Source organism: Paracoccus sp. SSK6 (assembly GCF_039770665.1).
GTDB lineage: Bacteria > Pseudomonadota > Alphaproteobacteria > Rhodobacterales > Rhodobacteraceae > Paracoccus.
In genome coordinates this window covers 25,352-48,424 of the sequence record NZ_JBDPNJ010000005.1, presented here as the reverse complement: position 1 = coordinate 48,424, position 23,073 = coordinate 25,352, and the positions used below count along the sequence as shown (strand labels likewise).

The 23,073-nt window shown below is 68.1% G+C and carries 21 protein-coding genes; 13 read left to right on the top strand and 8 right to left on the bottom strand.

The window, feature by feature from the left end; all coding sequences use genetic code 11:
* Positions 1-24 precede the first annotated feature (24 nt).
* Positions 25-228 carry a hypothetical protein gene (locus AAIL68_RS05375; RefSeq protein ID WP_347138552.1) on the bottom strand — a complete coding sequence of 68 codons (204 nt, stop codon included), beginning with the start codon at positions 226-228 and terminating at the stop codon, positions 25-27.
* Between AAIL68_RS05375 and dusB the strand changes: the two genes are divergently transcribed.
* From dusB to hflX, 9 genes are all read left to right on the top strand, one after another.
* On the top strand, positions 227-1,225 hold the full coding sequence (gene dusB, locus AAIL68_RS05370; RefSeq protein ID WP_347138550.1) for a tRNA dihydrouridine synthase DusB: 999 nt from the start codon (positions 227-229) through the stop codon (positions 1,223-1,225). The genes AAIL68_RS05375 and dusB overlap by 2 nt on opposite strands.
* The gene (locus tag AAIL68_RS05365) at positions 1,222-2,340 is read left to right on the top strand and encodes an ATP-binding protein (RefSeq protein ID WP_347138548.1); all 1,119 of its coding nucleotides are present in this window, start codon (positions 1,222-1,224) and stop codon (positions 2,338-2,340) included. The genes dusB and AAIL68_RS05365 overlap by 4 nt, the downstream gene beginning before the upstream one ends.
* Positions 2,341-2,352: 12 nt before the next feature.
* On the top strand, positions 2,353-3,795 hold the full coding sequence (locus AAIL68_RS05360) for a sigma-54 dependent transcriptional regulator (RefSeq protein ID WP_347138546.1): 1,443 nt from the start codon (positions 2,353-2,355) through the stop codon (positions 3,793-3,795).
* Positions 3,796-3,867: 72 nt separating this feature from the next.
* Positions 3,868-6,132 (top strand): ATP-binding protein, encoded by a 2,265-nt coding sequence (locus AAIL68_RS05355; RefSeq protein WP_347138544.1) that lies wholly within the window; start codon positions 3,868-3,870, stop codon positions 6,130-6,132.
* The gene (locus AAIL68_RS05350; protein WP_347138543.1) at positions 6,129-7,520 is read left to right on the top strand and encodes a sigma-54 dependent transcriptional regulator; all 1,392 of its coding nucleotides are present in this window, start codon (positions 6,129-6,131) and stop codon (positions 7,518-7,520) included. The genes AAIL68_RS05355 and AAIL68_RS05350 overlap by 4 nt, the downstream gene beginning before the upstream one ends.
* 62 nt (positions 7,521-7,582) lie before the next feature.
* Positions 7,583-8,959 carry a Trk system potassium transporter TrkA gene (gene trkA / locus AAIL68_RS05345; RefSeq protein WP_347138542.1) on the top strand — a complete coding sequence of 459 codons (1,377 nt, stop codon included), beginning with the start codon at positions 7,583-7,585 and terminating at the stop codon, positions 8,957-8,959.
* 6 nt (positions 8,960-8,965) lie between these two features.
* Positions 8,966-10,594, top strand: coding sequence for a potassium transporter TrkG (locus AAIL68_RS05340; RefSeq protein WP_347138541.1), 1,629 nt, complete (start codon positions 8,966-8,968; stop codon positions 10,592-10,594).
* Between the two features lie 88 nt (positions 10,595-10,682).
* Entirely contained in the window at positions 10,683-10,916 is a 234-nt protein-coding gene (gene hfq, locus AAIL68_RS05335; protein WP_020949330.1) for an RNA chaperone Hfq, read from the top strand.
* A complete protein-coding gene (gene hflX, locus AAIL68_RS05330) occupies positions 10,917-12,239 on the top strand; it encodes a GTPase HflX (RefSeq protein WP_347138539.1) in 1,323 nt (440 codons plus the stop codon). It abuts the gene before it with no gap.
* Between the two features lie 181 nt (positions 12,240-12,420).
* On the opposite strand, the gene AAIL68_RS05325 is transcribed toward hflX, so the two are convergent.
* Genes AAIL68_RS05325 through AAIL68_RS05315 form a run of 3 tightly spaced genes read right to left on the bottom strand, consistent with a single transcriptional unit; the run spans position 12,421 to position 14,668 of the window.
* Entirely contained in the window at positions 12,421-13,059 is a 639-nt protein-coding gene (locus AAIL68_RS05325; protein WP_347138538.1) for a uracil-DNA glycosylase, read from the bottom strand.
* Positions 13,056-14,081: an anthranilate phosphoribosyltransferase gene (gene trpD / locus AAIL68_RS05320; protein ID WP_347138536.1), complete on the bottom strand. Its 1,026-nt coding sequence runs from the start codon at positions 14,079-14,081 to the stop codon at positions 13,056-13,058. The genes AAIL68_RS05325 and trpD overlap by 4 nt, the downstream gene beginning before the upstream one ends.
* Positions 14,078-14,668 carry an aminodeoxychorismate/anthranilate synthase component II gene (locus tag AAIL68_RS05315; RefSeq protein ID WP_347138535.1) on the bottom strand — a complete coding sequence of 197 codons (591 nt, stop codon included), beginning with the start codon at positions 14,666-14,668 and terminating at the stop codon, positions 14,078-14,080. Before AAIL68_RS05315 ends, trpD begins: the two co-directional genes overlap by 4 nt.
* A 105-nt stretch (positions 14,669-14,773) precedes the next feature.
* On the opposite strand from AAIL68_RS05315, the gene AAIL68_RS05310 reads away from it, so the two are divergent.
* From AAIL68_RS05310 to trpE, 4 genes are all read left to right on the top strand, one after another.
* Entirely contained in the window at positions 14,774-15,436 is a 663-nt protein-coding gene (locus AAIL68_RS05310) for a hypothetical protein (RefSeq protein WP_347138534.1), read from the top strand.
* On the top strand, positions 15,429-16,613 hold the full coding sequence (locus AAIL68_RS05305; RefSeq protein WP_347138533.1) for an aminotransferase: 1,185 nt from the start codon (positions 15,429-15,431) through the stop codon (positions 16,611-16,613). Before AAIL68_RS05310 ends, AAIL68_RS05305 begins: the two co-directional genes overlap by 8 nt.
* Before the next feature lie 65 nt (positions 16,614-16,678).
* On the top strand, positions 16,679-18,529 hold the full coding sequence (locus AAIL68_RS05300) for a SurA N-terminal domain-containing protein (protein WP_347138532.1): 1,851 nt from the start codon (positions 16,679-16,681) through the stop codon (positions 18,527-18,529).
* The gene (gene trpE, locus AAIL68_RS05295) at positions 18,529-20,034 is read left to right on the top strand and encodes an anthranilate synthase component I (RefSeq protein ID WP_347138530.1); all 1,506 of its coding nucleotides are present in this window, start codon (positions 18,529-18,531) and stop codon (positions 20,032-20,034) included. The genes AAIL68_RS05300 and trpE overlap by 1 nt, the downstream gene beginning before the upstream one ends.
* A 59-nt stretch (positions 20,035-20,093) precedes the next feature.
* On the opposite strand, the gene AAIL68_RS05290 is transcribed toward trpE, so the two are convergent.
* The 4 genes from AAIL68_RS05290 to fabI all read right to left on the bottom strand — a co-directional run bounded on the left by AAIL68_RS05290 (position 20,094) and on the right by fabI (position 22,995).
* Complete coding sequence (locus AAIL68_RS05290) at positions 20,094-20,924, bottom strand: PRC-barrel domain-containing protein (protein WP_347138529.1); 831 nt, start codon at positions 20,922-20,924, stop codon at positions 20,094-20,096.
* A gap of 110 nt (positions 20,925-21,034) precedes the next feature.
* Positions 21,035-21,535: a xanthine phosphoribosyltransferase gene (gpt, locus tag AAIL68_RS05285; protein WP_347138528.1), complete on the bottom strand. Its 501-nt coding sequence runs from the start codon at positions 21,533-21,535 to the stop codon at positions 21,035-21,037.
* Positions 21,536-21,546: 11 nt separating this feature from the next.
* Entirely contained in the window at positions 21,547-22,158 is a 612-nt protein-coding gene (locus AAIL68_RS05280) for a LysE family transporter (RefSeq protein ID WP_347138527.1), read from the bottom strand.
* A gap of 9 nt (positions 22,159-22,167) precedes the next feature.
* Positions 22,168-22,995: an enoyl-ACP reductase FabI gene (gene fabI / locus AAIL68_RS05275; protein WP_347138525.1), complete on the bottom strand. Its 828-nt coding sequence runs from the start codon at positions 22,993-22,995 to the stop codon at positions 22,168-22,170.
* Positions 22,996-23,073 lie beyond the last annotated feature (78 nt).

Sequence of the window (23,073 nt, the reverse complement as noted above, 5' to 3'; positions counted from 1 at the left end):
TCCCCCTTGTATTTTGGCATTCATCTAAGCATCTGCCCGGTCAAAGGCCATTCCGATTGCGACACTTGGGCTGGATCTTGGCGACATCCACTGCCAAGCAGCGCCTGCTGATATTTCGGGCTTGATGCTGTAAATATAGGCAATCATGCGGGTGGGCAAAGAGGCGGCAGTCAAGCCTGCGGCCATCATCTTGCGACCCGTGGCGGTCAGGGCGAAGGACAGGTTCATGCAATTCGGCGATCCGATCATTCTTGGCGACACGCGGCTTGGGCCGCCGGTCTTTCTTGCACCGATGGCGGGAATCACCGACCTGCCGTTCCGCCGCGCCGTCGCGCGCCATGGCGCGGGCCTGATGGTCAGCGAAATGGTCGCCTCGACCGAGATGGTGACGCCGCGTCCATCGACCCGCGCCGCCGTCCGGGCCAAGGCGCTGACCGAGGGCGCGTTGCCCGTCAGCGTCCAGATCGCGGGGCGCGAGGCGGGGGCCATGGCGGAAACTGCCCGTATCGTCGAAGAGATGGGCGCGCGGATCATCGACATCAACATGGGCTGCCCGGCCAAGAAGGTCACGGGCGGACTGTCGGGGGCCGCGCTGATGCGGGATCTGGACCATGCGCTGACTCTGATCGACGCGGTGGTGGGCGCCGTGTCCGTGCCCGTCACGCTGAAGATGCGGCTTGGCTGGGACGAGGATTGCCTCAACGCGCCCGAACTGGCGCGCCGTGCCAGCGATGCGGGCGTCAGGATGCTGACCGTGCATGGCCGGACGCGCGCGCAGTTCTACAAGGGGCAGGCGGACTGGACGCGGATCCGGGCGGTCGCGAACCTGCCGGGCCGCCCGCCGCTGGTCGCAAATGGCGATGTGGTAGATGCGGCATCCGCCCGTGCCGCGCTTGCGGCATCGGGCGCGGAGGCGGTGATGGTCGGGCGCGGCGCGCAGGGCGCACCCTGGCGGTTGGCGCAGATCGCGCATGATCTGGTCGGCTCGCCCGCCCCCGAGGTGCCGCAGGGCGACGCCCTGGCCGACGCGGTGGCCGAACATTACGAGGATATCTTGGACTTCTATGGCATCGACCTGGGCCTGCGCGTCTCGCGCAAGCACCTGGGCTGGTATGCCGATGCGAATGGCGCGCCGCTGCGCGACCAGATGCTGCGCGCTGACAGCCCGGCGGCAACCCTGGCGCTGATCCGGCAGGCCTTCGGCGATGCGCAGGTGGCCGCATGACGCGCCACAGCCCGGCCGGTTTCGATCAGTTGCAACCGGGTCCGGGCTGGGACGCGCTGCCGCTGCCTGCGCTGGTGCTGGACAGCCAGGGCCGGGTGGCCGCGATGAACGACGCCGCCGAAGTCTGGCTGAACATGTCCCGCAACTCGACGGTCGGGCGGACGCTGGACGGGGACGAGATGCGGGCGCGGCTGCGCATCCAGCCCTCGCTCTCGCCGCTGATCGGACGCGTGATGAAGGGCGACGAGGCGCTGTACCAGCCCCAAGTCTGCTTCGAGATCGGCGACCGCGCGGGCGGCCACCAGGACCGCCACGCCGCCGTCCATGCCGGGCCCGCCGCCAGTATCGGCGGCGCGGTGTCGCTGCTGCTGGTTCCGCAGGACGAAGGGGCGCTGCAATCGCAAAGTCGCGCCGTGCGCACCGCCGCCCGCAGCGCCATCGGCATGGCCGAGATGCTGGCGCACGAGATCAAGAACCCGCTGGCGGGCATCCGGGGCGCGGCGCAACTGATCGGCATGAACGCCTCGCCCGACGACCGCGAGATGGCCGAGATGATCGTCAGCGAATCCCGCCGCATCGTGTCGCTGTTGGAGCAGGTGGAACGCTTCGGCGACACCTCGGCCCCGAACTTGCAGGCGATCAACGTCCATGACGTGCTGGAAAAGGTGCGCCGGTCCGCCACGGTGGGAATTGCCAGGAAAATAGGCATCGTCGCGGAATACGACCCGTCCTTGCCCGACGCCCTGGCCGATGCCGACCAGTTGACGCAGGTCTGCCTGAACCTGGTCAGGAACGCGGCCGAGGCGCTGAAGGACACCGACCGCCCCGTGATCCGGCTGCGCAGCTTCTACGACCACACCCTGCGCCTGCCCCCGGACGAAACCGACCCGACCGGCCGCCCGCTGCCCCTGCAGATCGAGATCGAGGACAACGGCCCCGGCCTTCCCCCCGCCATCGCCGACCAGGTCTTCGAGCCCTTCGTGTCGGGGCGCGAGAACGGCACCGGGCTGGGGTTGGCGCTTGTCAGCAAGATCATCACCGACCACGGCGCGCTGATCCGCGTGGACTCGCGCCCCGGCCGCACCGTTTTCCGCATCTCGTTGCCCAAGGCATAAGGACCGAACGCCATGGATGGAACCGTTCTGATCGCCGACGACGACCGCACCATCCGCACGGTGCTGACCCAGGCGCTGACCCGCGCGGGTTGCCGCGTCCATGCCACGGGCAGCCTGGCGCAATTGTCGAAATGGGTCGAGGAAGGGCGGGGCGATCTGATCATCACCGACGTGATGATGCCCGACGGCAACGGTATCGACCGCATCCCCGCGATCCGGCAGGCGCGGCCCGACCTGCCGGTCATCGTGATTTCCGCCCAGAACACCATCGTCACCGCCATCCGCGCGACCGAGGCCGAGGCCTTCGAATACCTGCCCAAGCCTTTCGACCTGCCGGATCTGATGGCCAAGGCGAACCAGGCCCTGTCGCGCCGCCCGCGCAAGTCGGACCCCGTGCCTGACGCGATCCCGGCCGCCCGTCCCGCCGCCGACCCGGCCATGCCGCTGATCGGGCACGCACCCGCCATGCAGGCGCTGTTCCGCATGGTGGCGCGGGTGCTGAACGCCGACCTGCCGGTGCTGATCGCAGGCGAGCCGGGAGTGGGCAAGACCACCATCGCGCGGTCCTTCCATGACCTGTCGGACCGCCGCGACCAGGGGCTGGCGATCCTGACATCCGCCGATGCAGGCGAGGACGCGATCGCCCGCGCGGCGGACAAGGCGCGCAGCGGGACGATCATCATCGAAAACCCGGCGGGCTTCGATCCCGCCGCTCAGGCCCGGCTGATCGGGCTGATCGAATCGCTGGAAGGCGGCCCCGACCGCGCCATGGCCCCCCGCATCGTGGCGACCACCGGGCCGGACCCGCAGGCGGATGTGGCGGCGGGGCGGCTGCGGTCGGATCTGTATTACCGGCTGGCCGGGGTGACGGTGACGGTGCCGCCCCTGCGGTCGCGGGTCGATGACATCCTGCCCCTGGCGGGCCACCTGCTGGCGCGCGCGGCGGCCCAGGGCCTGCCCGACCGGACGCTTGGCGACGACGCCGCAAGCCTTTTGCGCGCCCATCCCTTTCCCGGCAATGTGCGCGAGCTGGAGAACATGATGCGCCGCCTGGCCCTGACCGCCAGCGGCACCGCCATCACCGCCCCCGAGATGCGCGAGGCGCTGAGCCAGCAGGGCGGCCCCCGCGCCCCCGTCGTTCCCATGCCCATGCCGGTCGCGCAGGTGGCCCAGGAACCCGCCCTGGGTTTGGGCAATGGCAACGGCCCCCTGTCGGATTCGGTCGAGGCGCATCTGCAACGCTATTTCGACCTGCATGGCGACAGCCTGCCGCCTCCGGGTCTTTACGACCGCATCCTGCGCGAGATCGAGCGTCCTCTGCTTCAGGTTGCGCTGGATGCCACGGGCGGCAATCAGCTGAGATGTGCCGATCTGTTGGGAATAAACCGCAATACCCTGCGCAAGAAGCTGACCGACCTGAATATCGAGGTGACACGGCGCCGCAAACTGATGTAAAACCGCCACAGGGGCAGTGCCATCCGTTTCGGCGCTGCAACAGAAAGCCGCGAAAGACGGCGGGTGGGGGCAATGGCAGGGGCTGCATCAGGGCTGAGCTGGGACAGGCTCGCAAGGGTCAGGCTGCCGCGTCACTGGCGCGGCGCGCTGACGGCGGGGCTGCTGGTCATGGGCGTCCTTCTGGCGGGCGCCACGATGACGGTGCTTGGCCCGCTGGCCCAAGGCGCCGAAAGCCGGATGCTGCGGCTGATCCTGCTGCTGGACTTGGCCTATCTGATCGTGCTGATCGGCATCATCGTGCTGCGCATGGCCCGGCTGATTACCGCGCGGCGCAAGACCGCCGCCGGATCGCGCCTGCACGCGCGGCTGGTGCTGATCTTCGCGGGCCTTGCCCTGGTGCCCACGGTGCTGGTCGCGCTGTTCGCGGGTTTCCTGGTCAATATCGGGCTTGAGGGATGGTTCTCGGGCCGGGTGCAGCAGGTGGTCACGACCTCTCAGGCGGCGGCCGAGGCCTATCAGGAAGAACACCGCCGCGACCTGACCGAGGATGCCAAGGCCTTGGCTGGCGTGCTGACCCAGGCGGGCCGCGCCAATCCGATGATCGAGGACGGCGAGTTGCGGCTGCTGCTGGGCCAGGGGCAGGCGCTGATCCAGCGGGGTCTGCGGGAAGCCTATGTCATCAACGGCAACGGAGAGATCCGGGCACGCGGCGAACGGTCCTATCTGTTCTGGTACGAGGCCCCGTCCAGCAGCGACCTGGACCGCGCGCAGACCGATGGCGTGGTGCTGATCGAGGACTGGCAGAACAACGAATTCCGCGCCTTGGTCGCGCTGCCGCCGCTGGCCGACCGTTACCTGTATGTGACCCGCGACGTGGACGGCAACCTGCTGGGACTGGTGGACGACACCCGCGCGACCGTCGGCAGCTATCGCCAGCTGGAACAAACGCGCAGTCAGGTGCTGTTCGAATTCTCGCTGGTCTATCTGGCCTTTGCGCTGCTGCTGGTCGCCGCCGCCGTGCTGCTGGGCCTGTGGTTCGCGTCCCGCCTGTCGCGGCCCATCGGGCTGCTGGCGCTTGCCAGCGAACAGGTGGGGCGCGGCAACCTGGACGTGCAGGTGCCCGAACCCGATACGGGGGACGAAATCCAGACGCTGGGCCAGTCCTTCAACCGCATGACCCGCCAGCTCAAGGCGCAGCGAGAGGAGTTGGTGGACAGCTATCGCATCAGCGACGAACAGCGGCGGCTGTTCGACAATGTGCTGTCATCCGTGACCTCGGGCGTGATCGGGCTGGATGCGGCGGGGGAAATCGACTTCGTCAACCGCTCCGCCAGCCGTTTGCTGGGGCTGGACCCCAAGCGCGACATCGACGCCCTGCTGTCCGAGGCGGTGCCGGAATTCGCCCCGCTGTTCGACCGCCTGTCGGCCTCGGTTGCGGAGACCGTGCAGGATGAGGTGCGCCTGATGCGCGAAGGGCGCGTGGAAAGCCTGCTGGTGCGCATGGCGGTACGGCGGGGAACGGACGGCGACCTGGCAGGCTATGTCGTGGCCTTCGATGACGTGACCGAACTGGTGACCGCGCAACGCATGGCCGCCTGGGGCGACGTGGCCCGTCGCGTCGCGCATGAGATCAAGAACCCGCTGACGCCGATCCAGCTTTCCGCCGAACGCCTGCGCCGCAAGTTCGGCAAGCTGGCATCGCCCGAGGACAAGGCATCCTTGGACCAATACACCGATGTCATCATCCGCCAGACGGGCGATCTGCGCCGGATCGTGGACGAATTCAGCCGCTTCGCCCGGATGCCCGAACCCGACCGGGCCGAGATCGACCTGGCCGCCCTGCTGCGCGAGGTCGCGCTGCTGCAGCAGGACGCGCTGAAAGGCGCGCTGGCCACCCATATTCCCGACCAGCCGGTGATCGTCGATTGCGACGGGGGGATGCTGCGGCAGGCTTTCACGAACCTTATCAAGAATGCCGGGGAAGCCCTTGACGAAAAGCGGGAAAACCCTCCCGATGGCTGGACGCCAGGGATCGCCGTCGATATGCGGGCCGACCACGATGCCGTCACGATCCGCATCTGCGACAACGGTCCCGGCCTGCCCGCCGACCGCTCGCGGCTGTTCGAACCCTATGTGACGATGAAAAGCGGCGGCACCGGCCTTGGCCTGCCCATCGTCAAGAAGATCGTCGAGGAACATGGCGGCAGCCTGACCCTGTCCGACAACCCAGACGGGCAGGGCGCCGTGGCCGAAATCCGCCTGCCACGGGAACGCCATCCCGTGCGCGGCGCGCAACGCAAGACAAAAACAAAAGAAGATGAGGCAGCACCGATATGAGCGATATCCTGATCGTTGACGACGAACGTGATATCCGCGAACTGGTCGCGGACATCCTGAAGGACGAGGGCTTCGAGACGCGCCTTGCCGCGAACTCGGACGAGGCGCTGGCGGCGCTGAACGACCGCCAGCCCGCGCTGATGGTCCTGGACATCTGGCTGAAGGACAGCCGGATGGACGGGATCGACATCCTGAAGCAGGTCAAGCGCAACAACCCGGACGTGCCCGTGATCATCATTTCGGGGCATGGCAATATCGAGATCGCGGTGGCGGCGATCAAGCAGGGTGCCTACGACTTCATCGAAAAGCCCTTCAACATCGACCAGTTGATGGTGGTAGTGAACCGCGCGATGGAAACCAGCCGATTGCGGCGGGAAAACAGCACCCTGCGCCGGGGCGGCGACCGCATGGCCGAGATGCTGGGCCATTCCGTCGCCTTCAAGCGCCTGCGCGACGCGCTGGACAAGGTGGCGAAATCGAACGGCCGCGTCATGCTGTCGGGAGAGCCGGGCACCGGCAAGGAAATGGCCGCGCGCTATATCCATGCCCACAGCCCCCGCGCCTCGGCCCCCTTCATCACCGTTCCCTGCGCCACCATCGAGCCGGAACGGATGGAGGAGGTTCTGTTCGGCCGCGAGACCCCCGAACGCGGCATCGAGCCCGGCCTGCTGGAGCAGGCCCATGGCGGCGTCATCTATTTCGACGAAGTGGGCGACATGCCCTTGGGAACGCAGCCGAAGATCCTGCGCGTGCTGACGGAACAGCAGTTCGTGCGGGCCGGAGGCGCGGACCGGGTGCGGGTGGACCTGCGCGTGATTTCCTCGACCAACCGCGACCTGCCTGCGGAAATCGCGGCAGGCCGGTTCCGGCAAGAGCTTTATGACCGGCTGAACGTGGTGCCGGTCGCCGTGCCTTCGCTGATCGAACGGCGCGACGACATCGCCCTGCTGGGGCGGCATTTCATCGAGCATTTCCACAAGACCCAGGGCCTCACGCCCCGCGAACTGCCCGAGGAAACGGTCGCCGCCCTGCAATCCATGCGCTGGCCCGGAAATATCCGCCAGCTCCGCAACGTGATCGAGCGCGTGCTGATCCTGGCCGAGGAAAGCGGCCCGATCCAGCCCGGTGAACTGGAACCCCAGGGCGCCACGCCCGACAACAGCGATGCCCTGGCCCTTGGCCCCCAGATCACCGCCATGGCGCTGCGCGAGGCGCGCGAGATGTTCGAGCGCGAATACCTTGTCGCCCAGATCAACCGCTTCGGCGGCAATATCAGCCGCACCGCGCAATTCGTGGGGATGGAGCGCAGCGCCCTGCACCGCAAGCTGAAATCCCTGGGCGTCGTGGGCGGGATGCGGCCCGAGGATGAATTGCTGATGGGCAAGTAGGACGTTGCGCCACGCGTGACGGCGGCATAGGCAGAGGATGATGCAGGCGGCAGGGGGCGGCCATGAAGATCATCATCTGCGGCGCGGGCCAGGTCGGCTGGCAGATCGCCCGGCATCTGTCGGGCGAACGCAACGATGTCACCATCATCGACACCAATGCCGAACTGATCCGCCGCGCGACCGAAGCCCTGGATGTGCAGGGCGTGACCGGCTTTGCCAGCCATCCCGACGTGCTGGACCAGGCGGGCGCCCGCGACGCCGACCTTATCATCGCCGCCACCCATTCGGACGAGGTGAACATGGTCACCTGCCAGGTGGCCCATTCCGTCTTCCAGGTGCCGCGCAAGATCGCGCGCCTGCGCAGCAGCGCCTATCTGGATGCGATCTATTCCGACCTCTACATGACCGCGCACCTGCCCATCGACGTGGTCATCAGCCCTGAACGGGAGGTCGCGAACGCCGCTCTGCAACGGCTTTCCGCGCCATCCACCTTTGACGTGGAAACCTTCATGGGCGGCAAGGTGCAGCTTCTGGGCATCGTGCTGGAAGATGACTGCCCCGCGCTGAACACCCCCCTGCGGCAGTTGAGCGACCTGTTTTCCACCCTGCGCGCCATCGTCGTGGGCGTGCGCCGCCAGGGGCGGCTGTTCGCGCCGGAACCGGGCGACCAACTTTTCGCGCGCGACCAGATCTATGTCTTCAGCCAGCGCGAGGATGTCGGGCGCACGCTGGAGATTTTCGGAAAGCCGCCCTTGAAGCAGGAACGCATCGCCATCCTCGGCGCAGGCAATGTGGGCCTTGCCGTGGCGCAGGCGCTGGAGTCGCGCCCCGACCGCATCCGCGCCAAGCTGATCGAACGCGACCGCGCCCGTGCCGAATATGCCGCCGACCGGCTGGAACGGACCATTGTGCTGAACGGCGACGGGTTGTCCGCCGAACTGCTGGAGGAAGCGGCGGTGCCCACCGCCGATGCCGTGCTGGCCGTGACCGATGACGACAAGACCAATATCCTTGCATCCGTGCGGGCCAAGCAGGCAGGGGCCAAGCTTGCCATCGCGCTGATCAACGACCCGACCATGGTGCCCCTGATGGACGTGCTGGACATCGACGCCTATATCAACCCGCGCGCCACCACCGTATCCACCATCCTGCGCCACATCCGCCACGGCCGGGTGCGCGACATCTATTCCATCGGCGATGCCGAGGCCGAGGTGATCGAGGCGCAGGCGCTGTCCACATCGCCCATATCGGGCCGGGCGATCCGCGACATCGAATTTCCCGAAGGCGTGCTGATCGGCGCGGTGCAGAAGGGCGACCGCGTCGTCAAGCCCGTCCCCGATACGCGCATAGACGAGGGCGACGTGGTCCTGATCTTCGCCCTGTCCAAGGACGTGCCCGAGGTCGAGCGCCTGCTGCAGGTCTCGATCGACTTCTTCTGAGGCACCATGACGCTGCTGCTGCGCCTTCCCCTGTTCGTCCTGTTGGCCGCGCTGTGCGGGCTGGCGATGATGCTGCCCGCCGCCTATGCCTCGGTCAACGATCAGGACGGGCTGGCGCGCAACTTCTTCTATTGGGGATTGCTGGTGCTGGTGGGGGCGGGTCTGGTGGGGCTTGCCACATCCGCCAACCCGACCCCGCCGCGCCCGCGCGACACGCTGCTGGCGATGCTGGCGGTGTTCGGGGGGATGCCCTCGGTCATGGCGCTGCCCTTTGCCGAATCGATGCCCGATACCGGGCTGTTCAACGCCTGGTGGGAAATGACCTCGGCGCTGACGACCACCGGGGCCTCGCTGTACTCCGCCGACCTCCTGCCCCTGCCGTTGCATCTGTGGCGGGCGATGGCAGGCTGGATGGGCGGGTTCTTCATCCTTGTCGCCGCCACCGCGATCCTGGCCCCCCTGAATATCGGCGGGTTCGAGATCATGGCCCGCCCCTATGGCCGCGAGGAATACCGCGACAGCCTGCCGGGCCCCGCCGATCCGCTGGACAAAAGCCTGCACCTGTCGTCGCCCGTCTTCCAGACCCGGCTGGCCCATCCCCATCATCGCCTTGCGCGTTCGGCGGTGATGGTCTTTCCCGTCTATGCCGGGCTGACGCTGGCCTTGTGGCTGATCCTGCTGCTGCTGGGCGATCCGGCGCTGATCGCGCTATGCCGGTCGATGGGCACGCTGTCCACCAGCGGGATTTCTCCGGTCCTTGGCCCCCCCGGCGTCAATTCCGGCCTTGCCGGAGAGGTTGCGGTCTTCCTGTTCCTGATCCCCGCCTTGTCGCGCCGCTTCTGGCCTGGTGGCGGGCAGTTGCGCGCCACCGACAAGCTGCGGGACGATCCCGAACTGAAGATGGCAGGCGGCTTGGTCACCCTTGTCGCGCTGTCGCTGTTCGCGCGCCACTTCCTGGGCGCCATCGAGGCTGAGCAGGCTTCCAACGGGGCTCTGGAACTGCTGCACGACCTGCGCAGCGGCCTTGCCGCCTTCTGGGGCGGGCTGTTCAACGGCCTCAGCTATCTGACGACGACGGGCTGGACCTCGATCGACTGGCAGGGCGCGCGGGCCTGGTCGGGGCTGGCCTCTCCGGGCCTGATCCTTGCGGGGCTGGCGATGATGGGGGGCGGGGTCGCGACCACGGCGGGGGGCGTCAAGCTCTTGCGCGTCTATGCCCTGGCCCGCCACGGCCAGCGGGAAATGGAGCGGATCGTGCATCCGAACTCCATCGCCGGCGGCGGCCAGATCGCCCGGCGGCTGCGGCGCGAGGGGGCGTACCTGGCCTTCATCTTCTTCATGCTGTTCGCGACCTCCATCGCCGTGGTGGTGGCGCTTGTCTCGATCCAGCGGATCGAGATCGAGACGGCGACAATCCTGTCCGTCGCCGCGCTGACCAATACCGGCCCCCTGGCCGCCGCCATCCCCCTGACCCCGGCCTTCCAGGCAAGCGCCGGCATCGCATCGGCCCCGTGGGAGGGGTGGTCGGGCCTGCCGGTCTTCACCAAGACGATCCTGGCGGGCGCGATGATCGTCGGCCGGATCGAGACGCTGGCGGTGCTTGCGCTCTTTTCGCCGCAGTTCTGGCGCCGTTGACGGGGCGGAAACCTCGGGTGCTTGCAAGGGTTGCGGCAAGCGCATAAACGTGAAGTCCAACCGGGACAGTATCAAAACGGAAAAAATAATGGCTGGCGACAAGCAGAACCTGCAGGACGCGTTCCTCAATCACGTCCGCAAGGCAAAGGTGCCCGTCACCATCTTCCTGATAAACGGTGTCAAGCTGCAGGGCGTCATCACCTGGTTCGACAATTTCTGCGTGCTTCTGCGCCGCGACGGCCAGTCGCAGCTGGTCTACAAGCACGCGATCAGCACCATCATGCCGGGCCAGCCCATATCGCTCTATGAAGGCGAGGACTGATTGACGGAGCCCACCTCGACCGAGGCGAAACCGACGCGCGCCTATGTGATCCATCCCGACCTGGCCGGTCGGACGCAACGGCGCGAACCCGAACATGCCCTGGCCGAGGCGGTGGCGCTTGCCCATGCCCTGCCGGGGATCGAGATCGTGGGCGACGAGGTCGCGCGCCTGCGTAAGCCCGATCCGGGCCGCCTGTTCGGCAAGGGCAAGCAGGCCGAGATCGGTGAGCGGCTGAAGGAAGCCGAGGTCGATCTGGTGCTGATCGACGGTCCGGTGACGCCCGTCCAGCAGCGCAACCTGGAAAAGGACTGGGGCGTCAAGCTTCTGGACCGGACCGGGCTGATCCTGGAAATCTTTGCCGATCGAGCCCGCACCCGCGAGGGCGTGCTGCAGGTGGAACTGGCCGCGCTGTCCTATCAGCGCACGCGTCTGGTCCGCGCCTGGACCCACCTGGAACGGCAGCGCGGGGGCTTCGGCTTCGTCGGCGGCCCCGGCGAGACGCAGATCGAGGCCGACCGCCGCGCCATCGACGAACAGATGACCCGCCTGCGCCGCCAGCTGGAGCGCGTGGTCAAGACCCGCACCCTGCATCGTGCCGCACGCGCCAAGGTGCCTTATCCCATCGTCGCGCTTGTGGGCTATACCAACGCCGGAAAATCCACGCTGTTCAATCGCCTGACCGGGGCCGAGGTTCTGGCCAAGGACATGCTGTTCGCCACCCTTGACCCGACCATGCGCGCCATCCGCCTGCCGGGCGCCAAGGGTGTTGCGGGCGGCGGGCAGGGGCGCCGGATCATCCTGTCCGACACCGTGGGCTTCATCAGCGACCTGCCCACGGAACTGGTCGCCGCCTTCCGCGCCACCTTGGAGGAGGTGCTGGAGGCCGACCTGATCCTGCATGTCCGCGACATCAGCCACCCCGAGACCGAGGAACAGGCCGCCGACGTGGCCGAGATCCTGGAATCGCTTGGCGTGGATGAGGATGTCACCCTGATCGAGGTCTGGAACAAGATCGACGCCCTGTCGGCGGAAACGCGCGACGCCCTGCGCCGCACCGATGCGCGGACCGAAGGGGTGCAGGCCGTCAGCGCCCTGACCGGCGAGGGCTTGGACGACCTGATCGCCGCCATCGACGCGCATCTGACGCAGGCTCTGGATGAGCCGAGGGCAGAGGCGGTCGTGACCTTGCCGTTCTCGGACGGCCGCCGCAGGGCCTGGCTGCACGAGGCTGGCGTCGTCCGGCGCGAGGAGAGCGGCGAGGACGGTTTGACGCTGCATCTGCTATGGACCGAACGCCAGAAGGCGGGCTTCGAGGCGCTGTAGGGTGCGTGCAAGCACGCATCCTGCGAGGAAACCCTGCGGTGAACCCCACCTTACCTTGTCAATGACCCGCACCGTAGGGTGGGTTTTCAACCCACCATTTTCGGGCGTGAATAAACGGTGGAGGTGAAACCCCACCCTACATGGTCAAAACCGGAACCGTAGGATGGGGTTTCACCCGCCCTCACGCCGCCCAATCCACCGGCTCGCGCCCCTGTTCCTCCAGCCACGCATTGATCCGCGAAAACGGCCTGCTGCCGAAGAACCCCCTCCGCGCCGACAGGGGCGAGGGATGCGCCGTCGCGATCACCAGATCCTGCGGGCGGGGCAGGCCCGCCATCGCCTTCTGCGCGTGCGCCCCCCACAGCAGGAAGGCCAGCGGCCCGTGTTTCTGCGCCTCGGCCACCGCATCGCGGGCCAGCCGGTCCCATCCCCAGGACGCGTGCCGCCCCGCATCCCCCGGCGGCACCGACAGGGATGTGTTCAGCAGAAGCACCCCCTGGTGCGCCCAACCCGAAAGATCGCCCGTGGCGGGGGTCGCGCCGATGTCGTCGCGCAGTTCGGTAAAGATGTTCTTCAGCGACCGGGGCAGGGCCACCTCGGGCGCTACTGAAAAGGCCAGACCGTTGGCGTGGCCGGGCGTCGGATAGGGATCCTGGCCCAGGATGACGACGCGCACCTTTTCGGGCGGGGTCGCCTCCAGCGCGGCAAAGACCAGGGCGGGGCCGGGCAGCCAGTCGTCCAGACCTTCAAGCCGGTCGCGGATCGCGGGCCAGTCCTCGCGGAAGAAGGGCAGGTCGGCCCAGGCCTTGGGGGGCTTCATGCCTCGGGCGCCCCGGTGACCTGCGCCAGCCGGTCCAGCCGCGCCCTGGCCGCGCCGCTGTCGATGGCTTCGGCGGCCATCGCCGCGCCTTCCCGCAGGTCGCCAACCTTCCCGGCGATCAGCAGCGCGGCGGCGGCGTTCAGCAGAACCGCGTCGCGATAGGCGCTGCGTTCCCCGCCCAGAAGGGCACGGAAGGCTGCGGCGTTCTCATGCGGCTCGCCGCCGATGATCGCCTCGAACGGGTGGCGGGTCAGGCCGGCGTCCTCGGGAGTCACGGTGAATTCGCTGATCTCGCCGTCCTTCAGCGCGGCGACATGCGTTTCGCCGGCGATGCTGATCTCGTCCGTGCCGTCGGCGCCATGGACCAGCCATGCGGCCTCGCTGCCCAGGTCGCGCAGCACCTCGGCCATGGGACGGATCCATTGGGTGCTGAAGGCGCCGGTCAACTGGCACCGGACAGAGGCCGGATTCGTCAGCGGTCCCAAGAGGTTGAAAACGGTTCTTGTGCCCAGTTCCGCGCGCGGGGGACCGACATGGCGCATGGCGGGATGGTGCATCGTCGCCATCATGAAGCAGATGCCCGCGTCGTTGACCGCCTGCTGTGCGACGGCGGGACCGCCCATCACGTTGATGCCCATGGCCGTCAGCGCATCCGCCGCGCCCGATTTCGACGACAGGTTGCGGTTGCCGTGCTTGGCGACGGGCACGCCCGCGCCCGCCACCACGAAGGCCGTCGCGGTCGAGATGTTCAGCGTCCCCTTGCCGTCGCCCCCGGTGCCGACGATGTCGATGGCCCCCTGCGGCGCGGTGATGCGGTTCATCCGCTTGCGCATGGCGCGGGCGGCCGCGGCGATTTCCTCGACCGTTTCGCCGCGCACGCGCAGCGCCATCAGCAGGCCCCCGATCTGGGCGGGCGTGGCCGCGCCGTCGAACAGGGCGGAAAAGGCGGCCTCGGCCTCGGTCCCCGTCAGGGGGCGGGTGGCGGCGATGCCGATCAGCGGGCGGATGTCGGTCACGCTCATGCCGCGGCCCTTTGCGGCGTGCAGCGGGACAAGAAGGTGCGGATCATCTCGTGCCCGTGTTCCGAGGCGATGGATTCGGGGTGGAACTGCACGCCTTCGATGGGCAGCGCCTCGTGGATCAGGCCCATGATGGTGCCGTCGTCCGAGGTCGCGGTGACGCGCAGGCAGTTGGGCAGGCTTTCGGGTTCCACCGTCAGCGAATGATAGCGCGTGGCCGTCACGGGCGATTGCAGCCCGGCAAAGACGCCCGTGCCGTCATGGCTGATCGCGTCGGTCTTGCCATGCATGATGCGGGTGGCGCGCACCACCTTGCCGCCAAAGGCCTCGCCAATGGCCTGGTGGCCCAGGCAGACGCCCAGAAGCGGGATGGCCCGGTCGGCAGCGGCGCGGATCAAGTCGAGGCAGATGCCCGCCTGCGCCGGGTCGCAGGGGCCGGGCGAGATCACGATTCCGTCAGGCGCCATGGCCAGCGCCTCGTCCACGGTCAGGGCGTCGTTGCGGCGCACGACGACCTCGGCCCCCGCCTCGGCCATGTAATGCACGAGGTTCCAGGTGAAGCTGTCGTAGTTGTCGATCAGAAGGATCATGATGGTGCGCCCTGATATGGTGGCGGTTTCCCCGCCTGAACGGGTCCGCTATAGATGGGCCAAAGCGCGCCGGAGGGTCAAGACCGGCGCGGACAGAAGGGACATATGGCACGCGGTTTCTGGACAGGTCTTCTGCACGGCGGGGTGGTCAGTGTGCTTGCCGTGGCGGCATTGTCGCTGGCCGCGCCCCTGCCGCAGCCGGACCCCGCGCTGCCGCCTGCGCCCGCCGTCGTGCCTGTCGCACCGCAGCCCGCACCTGCACTTGCGCCCGTCCCGCAGCCCGGCGATGCCCCGCAGGCGGGGGCGGTCGATCTGCCGGTCGGGTCCGAGTTCGGGCGCGGCGGCGATGTCGCCCCGCGCCTGCCCGTGCCGCTGGCCACCGACCGCCCCGACCAGGCCGAGGCGCCTGCGGTCATGGCCCCGACCTCGGAACCCGCGCCGGTCGCGTTGACCGCCGCCGATCCGCGTCCGCAGCCTGCGGGCGACGGCGGTGGCCCGGTCCAGGGCGCCCCTTCAGCGGGCGAGGACGCGCCCCGGCTGGACCGTCCCGCCGCGCTACCGCAGCCGACCGCGCTTGCCGCCCCCGACAGGGCGGCAGCCGACGCGCCCGACGCCGCGCCCGCCGTTCCTGCGGAGGAGCCTGCGCCGATCCCACCTGCAACGGCCCAACCCGAGCAGCAGATCCCGACGCCGGGCCTTCCCGCGCCCGTGCTGGATCTGTCGTTGCCGCCCGACCTGTCCGATCTGCAAGGCCTGACCCGTGACTGATCCTTCGCCCCTGAACCCGGCCTTGGCCGCGACCTTTTCGCCCCCGGTGATGGAGGCGCGCCGTTGGCTGGCCGGCGTGACCCTGCCGCCCGACCTGCCGCTGATCAATGTCAGCCAGGCCGCGCCCGTGGATCCGCCGCCGATGGCGCTGCGCCAGGCCATGGCAGAGGCCGCGCTGCACCGGGCCGATGCGCATCTTTACGGTCCCGTCCTGGGCAATCCCGCCTTGCGCGGGGCCGTGGCGCAGGAGTTTTCCGCCAGCTACGGCGGCGCGGTCTCGCCCGCGCAGGTCGCGATCACGCAGGGCTGCAACCAGGCCTTCTGCGCGGCCATCGCCACCGTGGCGCAGGCTGGGGACGAGGTGATCCTGCCGACGCCTTGGTACTTCAACCACAAGATGTGGCTGGACATGCAGGGCATCCGTGCGGTGCCCTTGCCCTGCGGCGACGACCTGCTGCCCGACCCGGAACGCGCCGCCGCGCTGATCGGTCCGCGCTGCCGGGCGATCGTGCTGGTGACGCCCAACAACCCCTCGGGCGCGGAATATCCGGCGGAACTGGTGGGGCGCTTCTTCGATCTGGCGCAAAGCCGTGGCCTGACGCTGGTTCTGGACGAAACCTATCGCAACTTCGACAGCCGCGATGGCGCACCCCATGACCTGCTGGCACGGCCCGGATGGGACCGCACGGTGATCCAGCTTTACAGCTTTTCCAAGGCCTATCGCCTGACCGGCCACCGCGTCGGCGCCCTGGTCACGTCGGAAGCGCGGATGGCGCAGGTCGAGAAGTTCCTGGACACGGTGGCGATCTCGACATCGCAGTTAGGGCAGATCGGCGCCTTGTGGGGGATGGGGAACCTGCGCGACTGGCTGGCGGGGGAACGGGCCGCGATCCTGGCGCGGCGCGACGCCACGGTGGCGGCGCTGTCCGCGCTGCCGGGCTGGCGGGTCAAGAGCGCCGGGGCCTATTTTGCCTGGGTGGAACATCCTTTCGCGGCATCCTCGGCGGATCTCGCGCGGCGCATGGTGGCGGATATCGGCGTGCTGGCGCTGCCCGGCACCATGTTCGTGCCGCCGGACGACCCCACGGGTCCGCGTCACCTGCGCATCGCCTTCGCCAATATCGACGCGCCCCGCATCGCCGAACTTGCCGCGCGGCTGCGCGCGTTCGGGGGCTGACAGGCTTGTGGCGGGGCCGCGCCCGCCCTAAAGAAACCCGACAAGACCACAAGGGAAACCGGGCCATGAAGAACCTGCGCACACACGGGAAATCCACCATCGTCTGGGTGCTGATGGGCCTGATGATCCTGGGCCTGGGCGGCTTTGGCGTGACCAGCTTCTCGGGCGGGTCCACCGCCATCGGCTCGGTCGGCGGCACCAAGATCACCGCCGAGGATTACGCCCGCGCGCTTCGCAACCAGATGAACGCCTATGGCCAGCAGACCGGCCAGCCGCTGAGCATGGCGCAGGCCCAGGCCATCGGCCTGCCGCAGGCGGTCCAGTCGCAGCTGATCACCGCTGCTGCGCTGGAGGATCAGGCGAGCCGCATCGGCGTTTCCGTGGGGGACGAGAAGGTGCGCCAGACCATCCTGGAAGCCCCAGCCTTCCGGGGTCCGACCGGCAGCTTCGACCGCGCCGCCTATGCCGACGTGCTGCGCCGCGAGAACATGTCCGAAGCCGAGTTCGAGCGCGAGATCCGCACCGACGAGGCCCGCCTGCTGATCCAGCGTGCGGTCGCGGGCGGGATTAGTGCGCCGAAGCCTGCGGTGGACACCACGGCGAAGTGGATCCTGGAGCGCCGCGACATTTCCTGGCGCGAACTGACCGCCGACATGCTGCCCGCCCCCGTGGCCGAACCCGACGAGGCGGCGCTGAAGGCCTGGCACAGCGCCAATGCCGACCGCTTCACCGCGCCCGAATTGCGCAAGATCACCTATGTCTGGCTGACGCCAGAAATGCTGGCCCCCTCGGTGCAACTGGACGAAGCCGCCCTGCGCGCCGCCTATGACGCCAATATCGGCGAATATCAGCGCCCCGAGCGTCGCATGGTCAGCCGCCTGGTCTTCCCCTCGGCCGAGGAGGCGCAGGCCGCCAAGGCGCAGATCGACGCGGGCACCGCGCCGTTCGAGACCTTCGTGGTTCAGCGCGGTCTGCAGCCCGAGGATGCGGAACTGGGCGAGGTGTCGCAGGCCGACCTGGGCGCGGCGGGCGAGGCGGTCTTTGCCCTTGAACAGCCCGGTGTCGTCGGCCCCCTCCAGACCGACCTGGGCCCCGCGCTGTTCGCCGTCCACGCCATTCTTGAACCTGTGAACATCCCCTTCGAGCAGGCGCGCGAGGATCTGCGCGCCGAGGCCGCCCTGGACCGCGCCGCCCGCACCATCGAGGAACGGTCGGCCGAATACGAGGATCTGCTGGCGGGCGGCGCCACGCTGGAACAGGTGGCCGAGGAAACCGACCTGGAGCTTGGCACCCTCGACTGGTCGGCGGATGCCGCGCCCGCCGAGGGCAGCATCGCCGGATACCAGGCCTTCCGCGATCGGGCGGCGGAAACCTCGGAAGCCGATTTCCCGGAACTGGCGAGCCTGGACGATGGTGGCGTCTTTGCGCTGCGCCTGGACCAGGTCGTGCCGCCGACCCTGCGCCCCTTCGAGGAGGTCCGCGACGAGGTCGAGGCCGACTGGCGCCGGTCCGAGGCCCATCGCCAGCTTCTGGCCCTGGCCGAAGAGCAGCGGTTGTCCGACGCGGCGGAAGGACAGGCCGCGCCGGAATGGACCGCCGTCAAGGATGTCACCCGCGACGGCTGGGCCGAGGGTGCGCCCGCCGAAACCGTCCGCCGCGCCTTCGCCATGACCGAGGCCGGGGATGTCGAGATCGTGGATGCCGAGAACCGCGTGATCCTGCTGCGGCTTGACGCGATCCACGAGGCCGACATGACCGCCGAGGACGCGCTGCGCATCAACGACGCCGTGCGCGAGCGCCTGGGCCAGTCGCTGCAGTCCGACATCTTCGATTACTATGCCCGCGCCGTGCAGCGCGAGGCCGGGATCGCGCTGGACCAGCAGGCCATCAACGCCATCAACGCGCAGGTCCAGTGATGGAACTGACCCCCGACTTCGCTGCCTTTGAAGCCGCGTGGAACGCCGGCCAGAATCAGCTTGTCACCATGCGCCTGGCCGCCGACCTGGACACGCCGGTCAGCCTGATGCTGAAGCTGGCCGAGGGCGCGCCCATGTCCTTCATGCTGGAATCCGTGACCGGAGGAGAGGTTCGCGGCCGCTACTCCATCGTCGGCATGAAGCCGGACCTGATCTGGGATTGCCGGGACGGCCGCGCCCGCATCAACCGTCAGGCGCGCTTTTCGGACGATTTCCAGCCCGACGACCGCCCGGCGCTGGACAGCCTGCGGGCGCTGATCGCCGAAAGCCGGATCGAGGTGATGCCGGACGGCGTGCCGCCGGTCGCGGCGGGGCTGTTCGGATATCTGGGCTATGACATGATCCGGCTGGTGGAACACCTGCCGCATGTGAACCCCGACCCGCTGGATCTGCCCGACGCCATGCTGATGCGTCCGTCGGTCGTGGCGGTGCTTGACGGCGTGAAGGGAGAGGTGACGCTCTGCGCCCCTGCCTGGCACAATGGCGGCGACAATGCGCGCGCCGCCTATGCCCGCGCCGCCGAACGGGTGATGGACGCGCTGCGGTCGCTGGATCGTCAGCCTTCCGAACCCCGCGCGCTTGGCCATGATGCCCGGATCGGCGAGCCGGTGTCGAATTTCAGCAAGCCCGACTATCTGGCGGCGGTGGAGAGAGCCAAGGACTATATCCGCGCGGGCGACATCTTCCAGGTGGTGCCCAGCCAGCGCTGGCGGATGGATTTCCCGCTGCCGCCCTTTGCACTGTATCGCAGCCTGCGCCGCACCAACCCCTCGCCCTTCATGTTCTTCCTGAACATGGGTGGCTTCCAGATCGTCGGCGCGTCCCCCGAAATCCTAGTGCGTCTGCGCGACGGAGAGGTGACGATCCGCCCCATCGCGGGCACCCGCCCCCGTGGCGCGGACGAGGCCGAGGACCGCGCGCTTGAGGCCGATCTGCTGGGGGACCAGAAGGAACTGGCTGAACACCTGATGCTGCTGGATCTGGGCCGCAACGACGTGGGCCGCGTGGCGAAACCCGGCACCGTCCGCCCGACCGAGCAGTTCGTGATCGAACGCTACAGCCACGTCATGCATATCGTCTCGAACGTCGTGGGCGAGTTGCGGGATGGAGAGGACGCGCTGTCCGCGCTGCTGGCGGGCCTGCCCGCTGGCACCGTGTCGGGTGCCCCCAAGGTTCGCGCGATGGAGATCATTGACGAATTGGAGCCCGAAAAGCGCGGCGTCTATGGCGGCGCGGTGGGTTACTTCGCCGCCAATGGCGAGATGGACATGTGCATCGCACTGCGCACGGGCGTGCTGAAGGACGGTGCGTTGTATATCCAGGCGGGCGGCGGCGTCGTCTATGACAGTGACCCGGAATCCGAATTCACGGAAACGGTGAACAAGAGCCGTGCCCTGCAGCGCGCCGCCGAAGGCGCTGCGCGCTTCGTGCGCGGCAATCAGTAACGGAAAACGGCCCCCGAAGGGGCCGTTCCGATGATTCCCGAAGGATCAGTTCGACGGGATCAGTTGGACGGGGCGGGCGCGGTGCCGTCCGCCGCCGGGGCGGCTGCGTCCGAACCCATCGGCGGGGTCGCGGGCGTTTCCGCCGTATCGTTGGGGGTGGGGGCGCCCGTCGCCGCCGGTTCGGTCGAGGTGGTGGCCGCAGCGTCAGGCGTCGTCATGGGGGCTGCGTCGGTTCCGGTCGCAGGTGCCGTGGCCGTCGAGTCGGTCGGGGCGGTGCCTGCGGGGGCCGTGGTCGTCGAGTCGGTACCCGCGGGCGCCGGGGCCATGGACGGGCTGCCAGTCTCGCCAGCTTCCGCAGGGGCGGATTCCTGGTCGCGGAACACGTATTCCGGCGCGGCCTCGGCCTGCTCCTTGGTCAGTTCGCTGGTGATTTCCTGCGCGTCATAGTTGATCGTCAACTGGTCCCACGGCACGGCGATCTGCTTTTCGCCGATGCCCAGGAAGCCGCCCACGCCGATCACGGCGGCCTTCACGGTGCCCGCATCCCCATCCACGATCACGTCGTTGATGTCGCCGATGGCGGTGCCGTCCGGGGCGTTGACGGTCGCGTCGGTGATCCAGTCGATCCGCAACTCATTCTCGGCCTGCTGCTGCTCGACCTTGCCGCTGGCGGCAACCTCGGCTGCTGCTGCGGCGTCGTCAGCCTCGTCGGCGGCGGCTTCGGCCTCCATGGTGGTGCCATCGGCGGCCGGGGTCGCGTCGGCCCCCATCGGAGCCGCCGTGGTGTTGGTGGCGGGATCGGCGGGGGCAGGCGTGGCCGTGTCCTGGGCCAAGGCCGGAGCCATCATCAGCGGCAGGACCATCGCGGTGCCAAGCAACAGATTGCGCATGTCTTTCCTCCTGAGAAGTGGACGCGCATGGGGGATGCGCGATTCGGAAAGACAATGCCCTGCACGCCCAAGGGTTCCCTCGGGCAGACCCGAAAACTGGCCGGCGGGCCTCAGTCCTCGCCGCGGTAGGGCTGGACGTATTGCAGCGCCATGTCCCAGGGGAAGAAGATCCAGGTGTCCTGGCTGACCTCGGTCACATAGGTCTGGACCATCGGCTTGCCCTTGGGCTTGGCATAGACGGTGCCGAAATGCGCCTTGGGATACATCTCGCGGATCAGTTCCAGGGTGCGGCCCGAATCGACCAGGTCGTCGATCACCAGGATGCCTTCGCCATCGCCCATCAGCTCGGGGTCGGGATTGTTCAGAACCTCAAGCTGGCCCTGGCCCGCCTCGGCCCCCACACCCTTGTAGGACCGGATCGAGATCGAATCGATCGTGCGGATGTCCAGTTCGCGCGCCACGATCATCGCGGGCACCAGCCCGCCGCGCGTCACGGCCACGACGGCGCGCCAGTCGGTCCCGTCCAGCCGCCAGGCCAGGGCGCGCGCATCGCGGTGCAACTGGTCCCAGCTGACATGAAAACCCTTTTCGTGGGGAAGGCGGTCGATCATCGAAGTTCCTTTCAATGGCGCAGGATCAGGGACAGGCCCAGCAGGCCGATGGCCAACCCCGCCGCCCGGTCGATCCAGAATTTCGCGGCATAATACCTGCGCCGCAGCCAAGGCAAAGCCATCAGAGAGGCGAGCGCGCTATAAAATGCCAGTTCGACCGATGCTGCCGTAACGTAAATGGCCAGCTTGTCGCCCGCCGACAACAGCGCCGGGAAGATCGACAGCAGCACCGCCGAATAGAACAGCGCGGGCTTGGGGTTCGACAGGTTCAGCATCATGCCGCCGCGAAAGCCCATGCCCCGGCTGCCATCGGCCGGATCGGGCAGCGGATCGGGCGCGTGGCGCCACATCTTCCAAGCGATCCAGACCAGGTAAGCCCCGCCCAGAACCTTCAGGGCGACATAGGTCCAGGGCAGCGCCCGAAAGACCACGGTCAGGCCCAGCAACGCGAAAAGGCACCAGACCGAGGCCCCAAGTGCCAGTCCCAGGGCATAGGGCAGGGCGCGCCTGCGGCCCAGGGCGAAGGCGCCCTGGCTGACGGCGATCACGCCGGGGCCGGGCGACAGGATCGCCACAGACAGCGTGCCCACGAACAGCAGAAGCTGGTCGGCGGTGATCGCCATTGCCGCCGGTCAGTCCTTCTTGACGGTGGCGATGTCGGGCGCGTCCACCGCCTTCATGCCCACGACATGATAGCCCGCATCGACATGATGCGTTTCCCCCGTCACCCCCGCGCCCAGATGCGACAGCAGGTACAGGGCCGAATTTCCCACATCCTCGGTCGTGACGTTGCGGCGCAGGGGCGAGTTCAGCTCGTTCCACTTCATGATGTAACGGAAATCGCCGATGCCGCTGGCGGCCAAGGTCTTGATCGGCCCGGCGCTGATCGCGTTGACGCGGATGCCGTCCTTGCCCAAATCCTCGGCCAGGTAGCGGACCGATGCCTCCAGCGCGGCCTTGGCGACGCCCATCACGTTGTAATGCGGCATCACGCGTTCCGCCCCGTAATAGGTCAGCGTCAGCAGGCTGCCCCCATCGGGCATCATCGCCGCCGCATGGCGCGCCACGGCGGTGAAGGAATAGACCGAGATGTCCATGGTCATCAGGAAGTTGTCGCGGGTCGTGTCGGCATAACGGCCGCGCAGCTGGTCCTTGTCGGAAAAGCCGATGGCATGGACCACGAAGTCCAGCGAACCCCATTCCTGCCGCAAGGCCTGGAACAGCGCGTCGATCGAGGATTCGTCGCTGACATCGCAGGGCAGCACCAGCGACGATCCAAGCTGCTGGGCCAGCGGATCGACGCGCTTCTTCAGCGCCTCGCCCTGATAGGAAAACGCAAGCTCGGCCCCTTCGGCCGCGACCGCGCGGGCGATCCCCCAGGCAATCGACTTGTCATTTGCCAATCCCATGATCAGGCCGCGTTTTCCGGCCATCAGGCCCTGCTTCTGCTCGCTTGACATGTGCCGCCTTCCGCGCTTTCAACCCTTTGTGAAATGTGCTTAGGCCAAAGGGTTGCAAGCATCAAGCGCAAGGACAAG

Excerpts from the sequence above, each read along its gene's own strand:
- dusB (WP_347138550.1), top strand. The coding sequence starts at position 227 with ATGCAATTCGGCGATCCGATCATTCTTGGCGACACGCGGCTTGGGCCG.
- AAIL68_RS05375 (WP_347138552.1), bottom strand. The coding sequence starts at position 228 with ATGAACCTGTCCTTCGCCCTGACCGCCACGGGTCGCAAGATGATGGCC.
- AAIL68_RS05365 (WP_347138548.1), top strand. The coding sequence starts at position 1,222 with ATGACGCGCCACAGCCCGGCCGGTTTCGATCAGTTGCAACCGGGTCCG.
- AAIL68_RS05360 (WP_347138546.1), top strand. The coding sequence starts at position 2,353 with ATGGATGGAACCGTTCTGATCGCCGACGACGACCGCACCATCCGCACG.
- AAIL68_RS05355 (WP_347138544.1), top strand. The coding sequence starts at position 3,868 with ATGGCAGGGGCTGCATCAGGGCTGAGCTGGGACAGGCTCGCAAGGGTC.
- AAIL68_RS05350 (WP_347138543.1), top strand. The coding sequence starts at position 6,129 with ATGAGCGATATCCTGATCGTTGACGACGAACGTGATATCCGCGAACTG.
- trkA (WP_347138542.1), top strand. The coding sequence starts at position 7,583 with ATGAAGATCATCATCTGCGGCGCGGGCCAGGTCGGCTGGCAGATCGCC.
- AAIL68_RS05340 (WP_347138541.1), top strand. The coding sequence starts at position 8,966 with ATGACGCTGCTGCTGCGCCTTCCCCTGTTCGTCCTGTTGGCCGCGCTG.
- hfq (WP_020949330.1), top strand. The coding sequence starts at position 10,683 with ATGGCTGGCGACAAGCAGAACCTGCAGGACGCGTTCCTCAATCACGTC.
- AAIL68_RS05325 (WP_347138538.1), bottom strand. The coding sequence starts at position 13,059 with ATGAAGCCCCCCAAGGCCTGGGCCGACCTGCCCTTCTTCCGCGAGGAC.
- trpD (WP_347138536.1), bottom strand. The coding sequence starts at position 14,081 with ATGAGCGTGACCGACATCCGCCCGCTGATCGGCATCGCCGCCACCCGC.
- AAIL68_RS05315 (WP_347138535.1), bottom strand. The coding sequence starts at position 14,668 with ATGATCCTTCTGATCGACAACTACGACAGCTTCACCTGGAACCTCGTG.
- AAIL68_RS05310 (WP_347138534.1), top strand. The coding sequence starts at position 14,774 with ATGGCACGCGGTTTCTGGACAGGTCTTCTGCACGGCGGGGTGGTCAGT.
- AAIL68_RS05300 (WP_347138532.1), top strand. The coding sequence starts at position 16,679 with ATGAAGAACCTGCGCACACACGGGAAATCCACCATCGTCTGGGTGCTG.
- trpE (WP_347138530.1), top strand. The coding sequence starts at position 18,529 with ATGGAACTGACCCCCGACTTCGCTGCCTTTGAAGCCGCGTGGAACGCC.
- AAIL68_RS05290 (WP_347138529.1), bottom strand. The coding sequence starts at position 20,924 with ATGCGCAATCTGTTGCTTGGCACCGCGATGGTCCTGCCGCTGATGATG.
- gpt (WP_347138528.1), bottom strand. The coding sequence starts at position 21,535 with ATGATCGACCGCCTTCCCCACGAAAAGGGTTTTCATGTCAGCTGGGAC.
- AAIL68_RS05280 (WP_347138527.1), bottom strand. The coding sequence starts at position 22,158 with ATGGCGATCACCGCCGACCAGCTTCTGCTGTTCGTGGGCACGCTGTCT.
- fabI (WP_347138525.1), bottom strand. The coding sequence starts at position 22,995 with ATGTCAAGCGAGCAGAAGCAGGGCCTGATGGCCGGAAAACGCGGCCTG.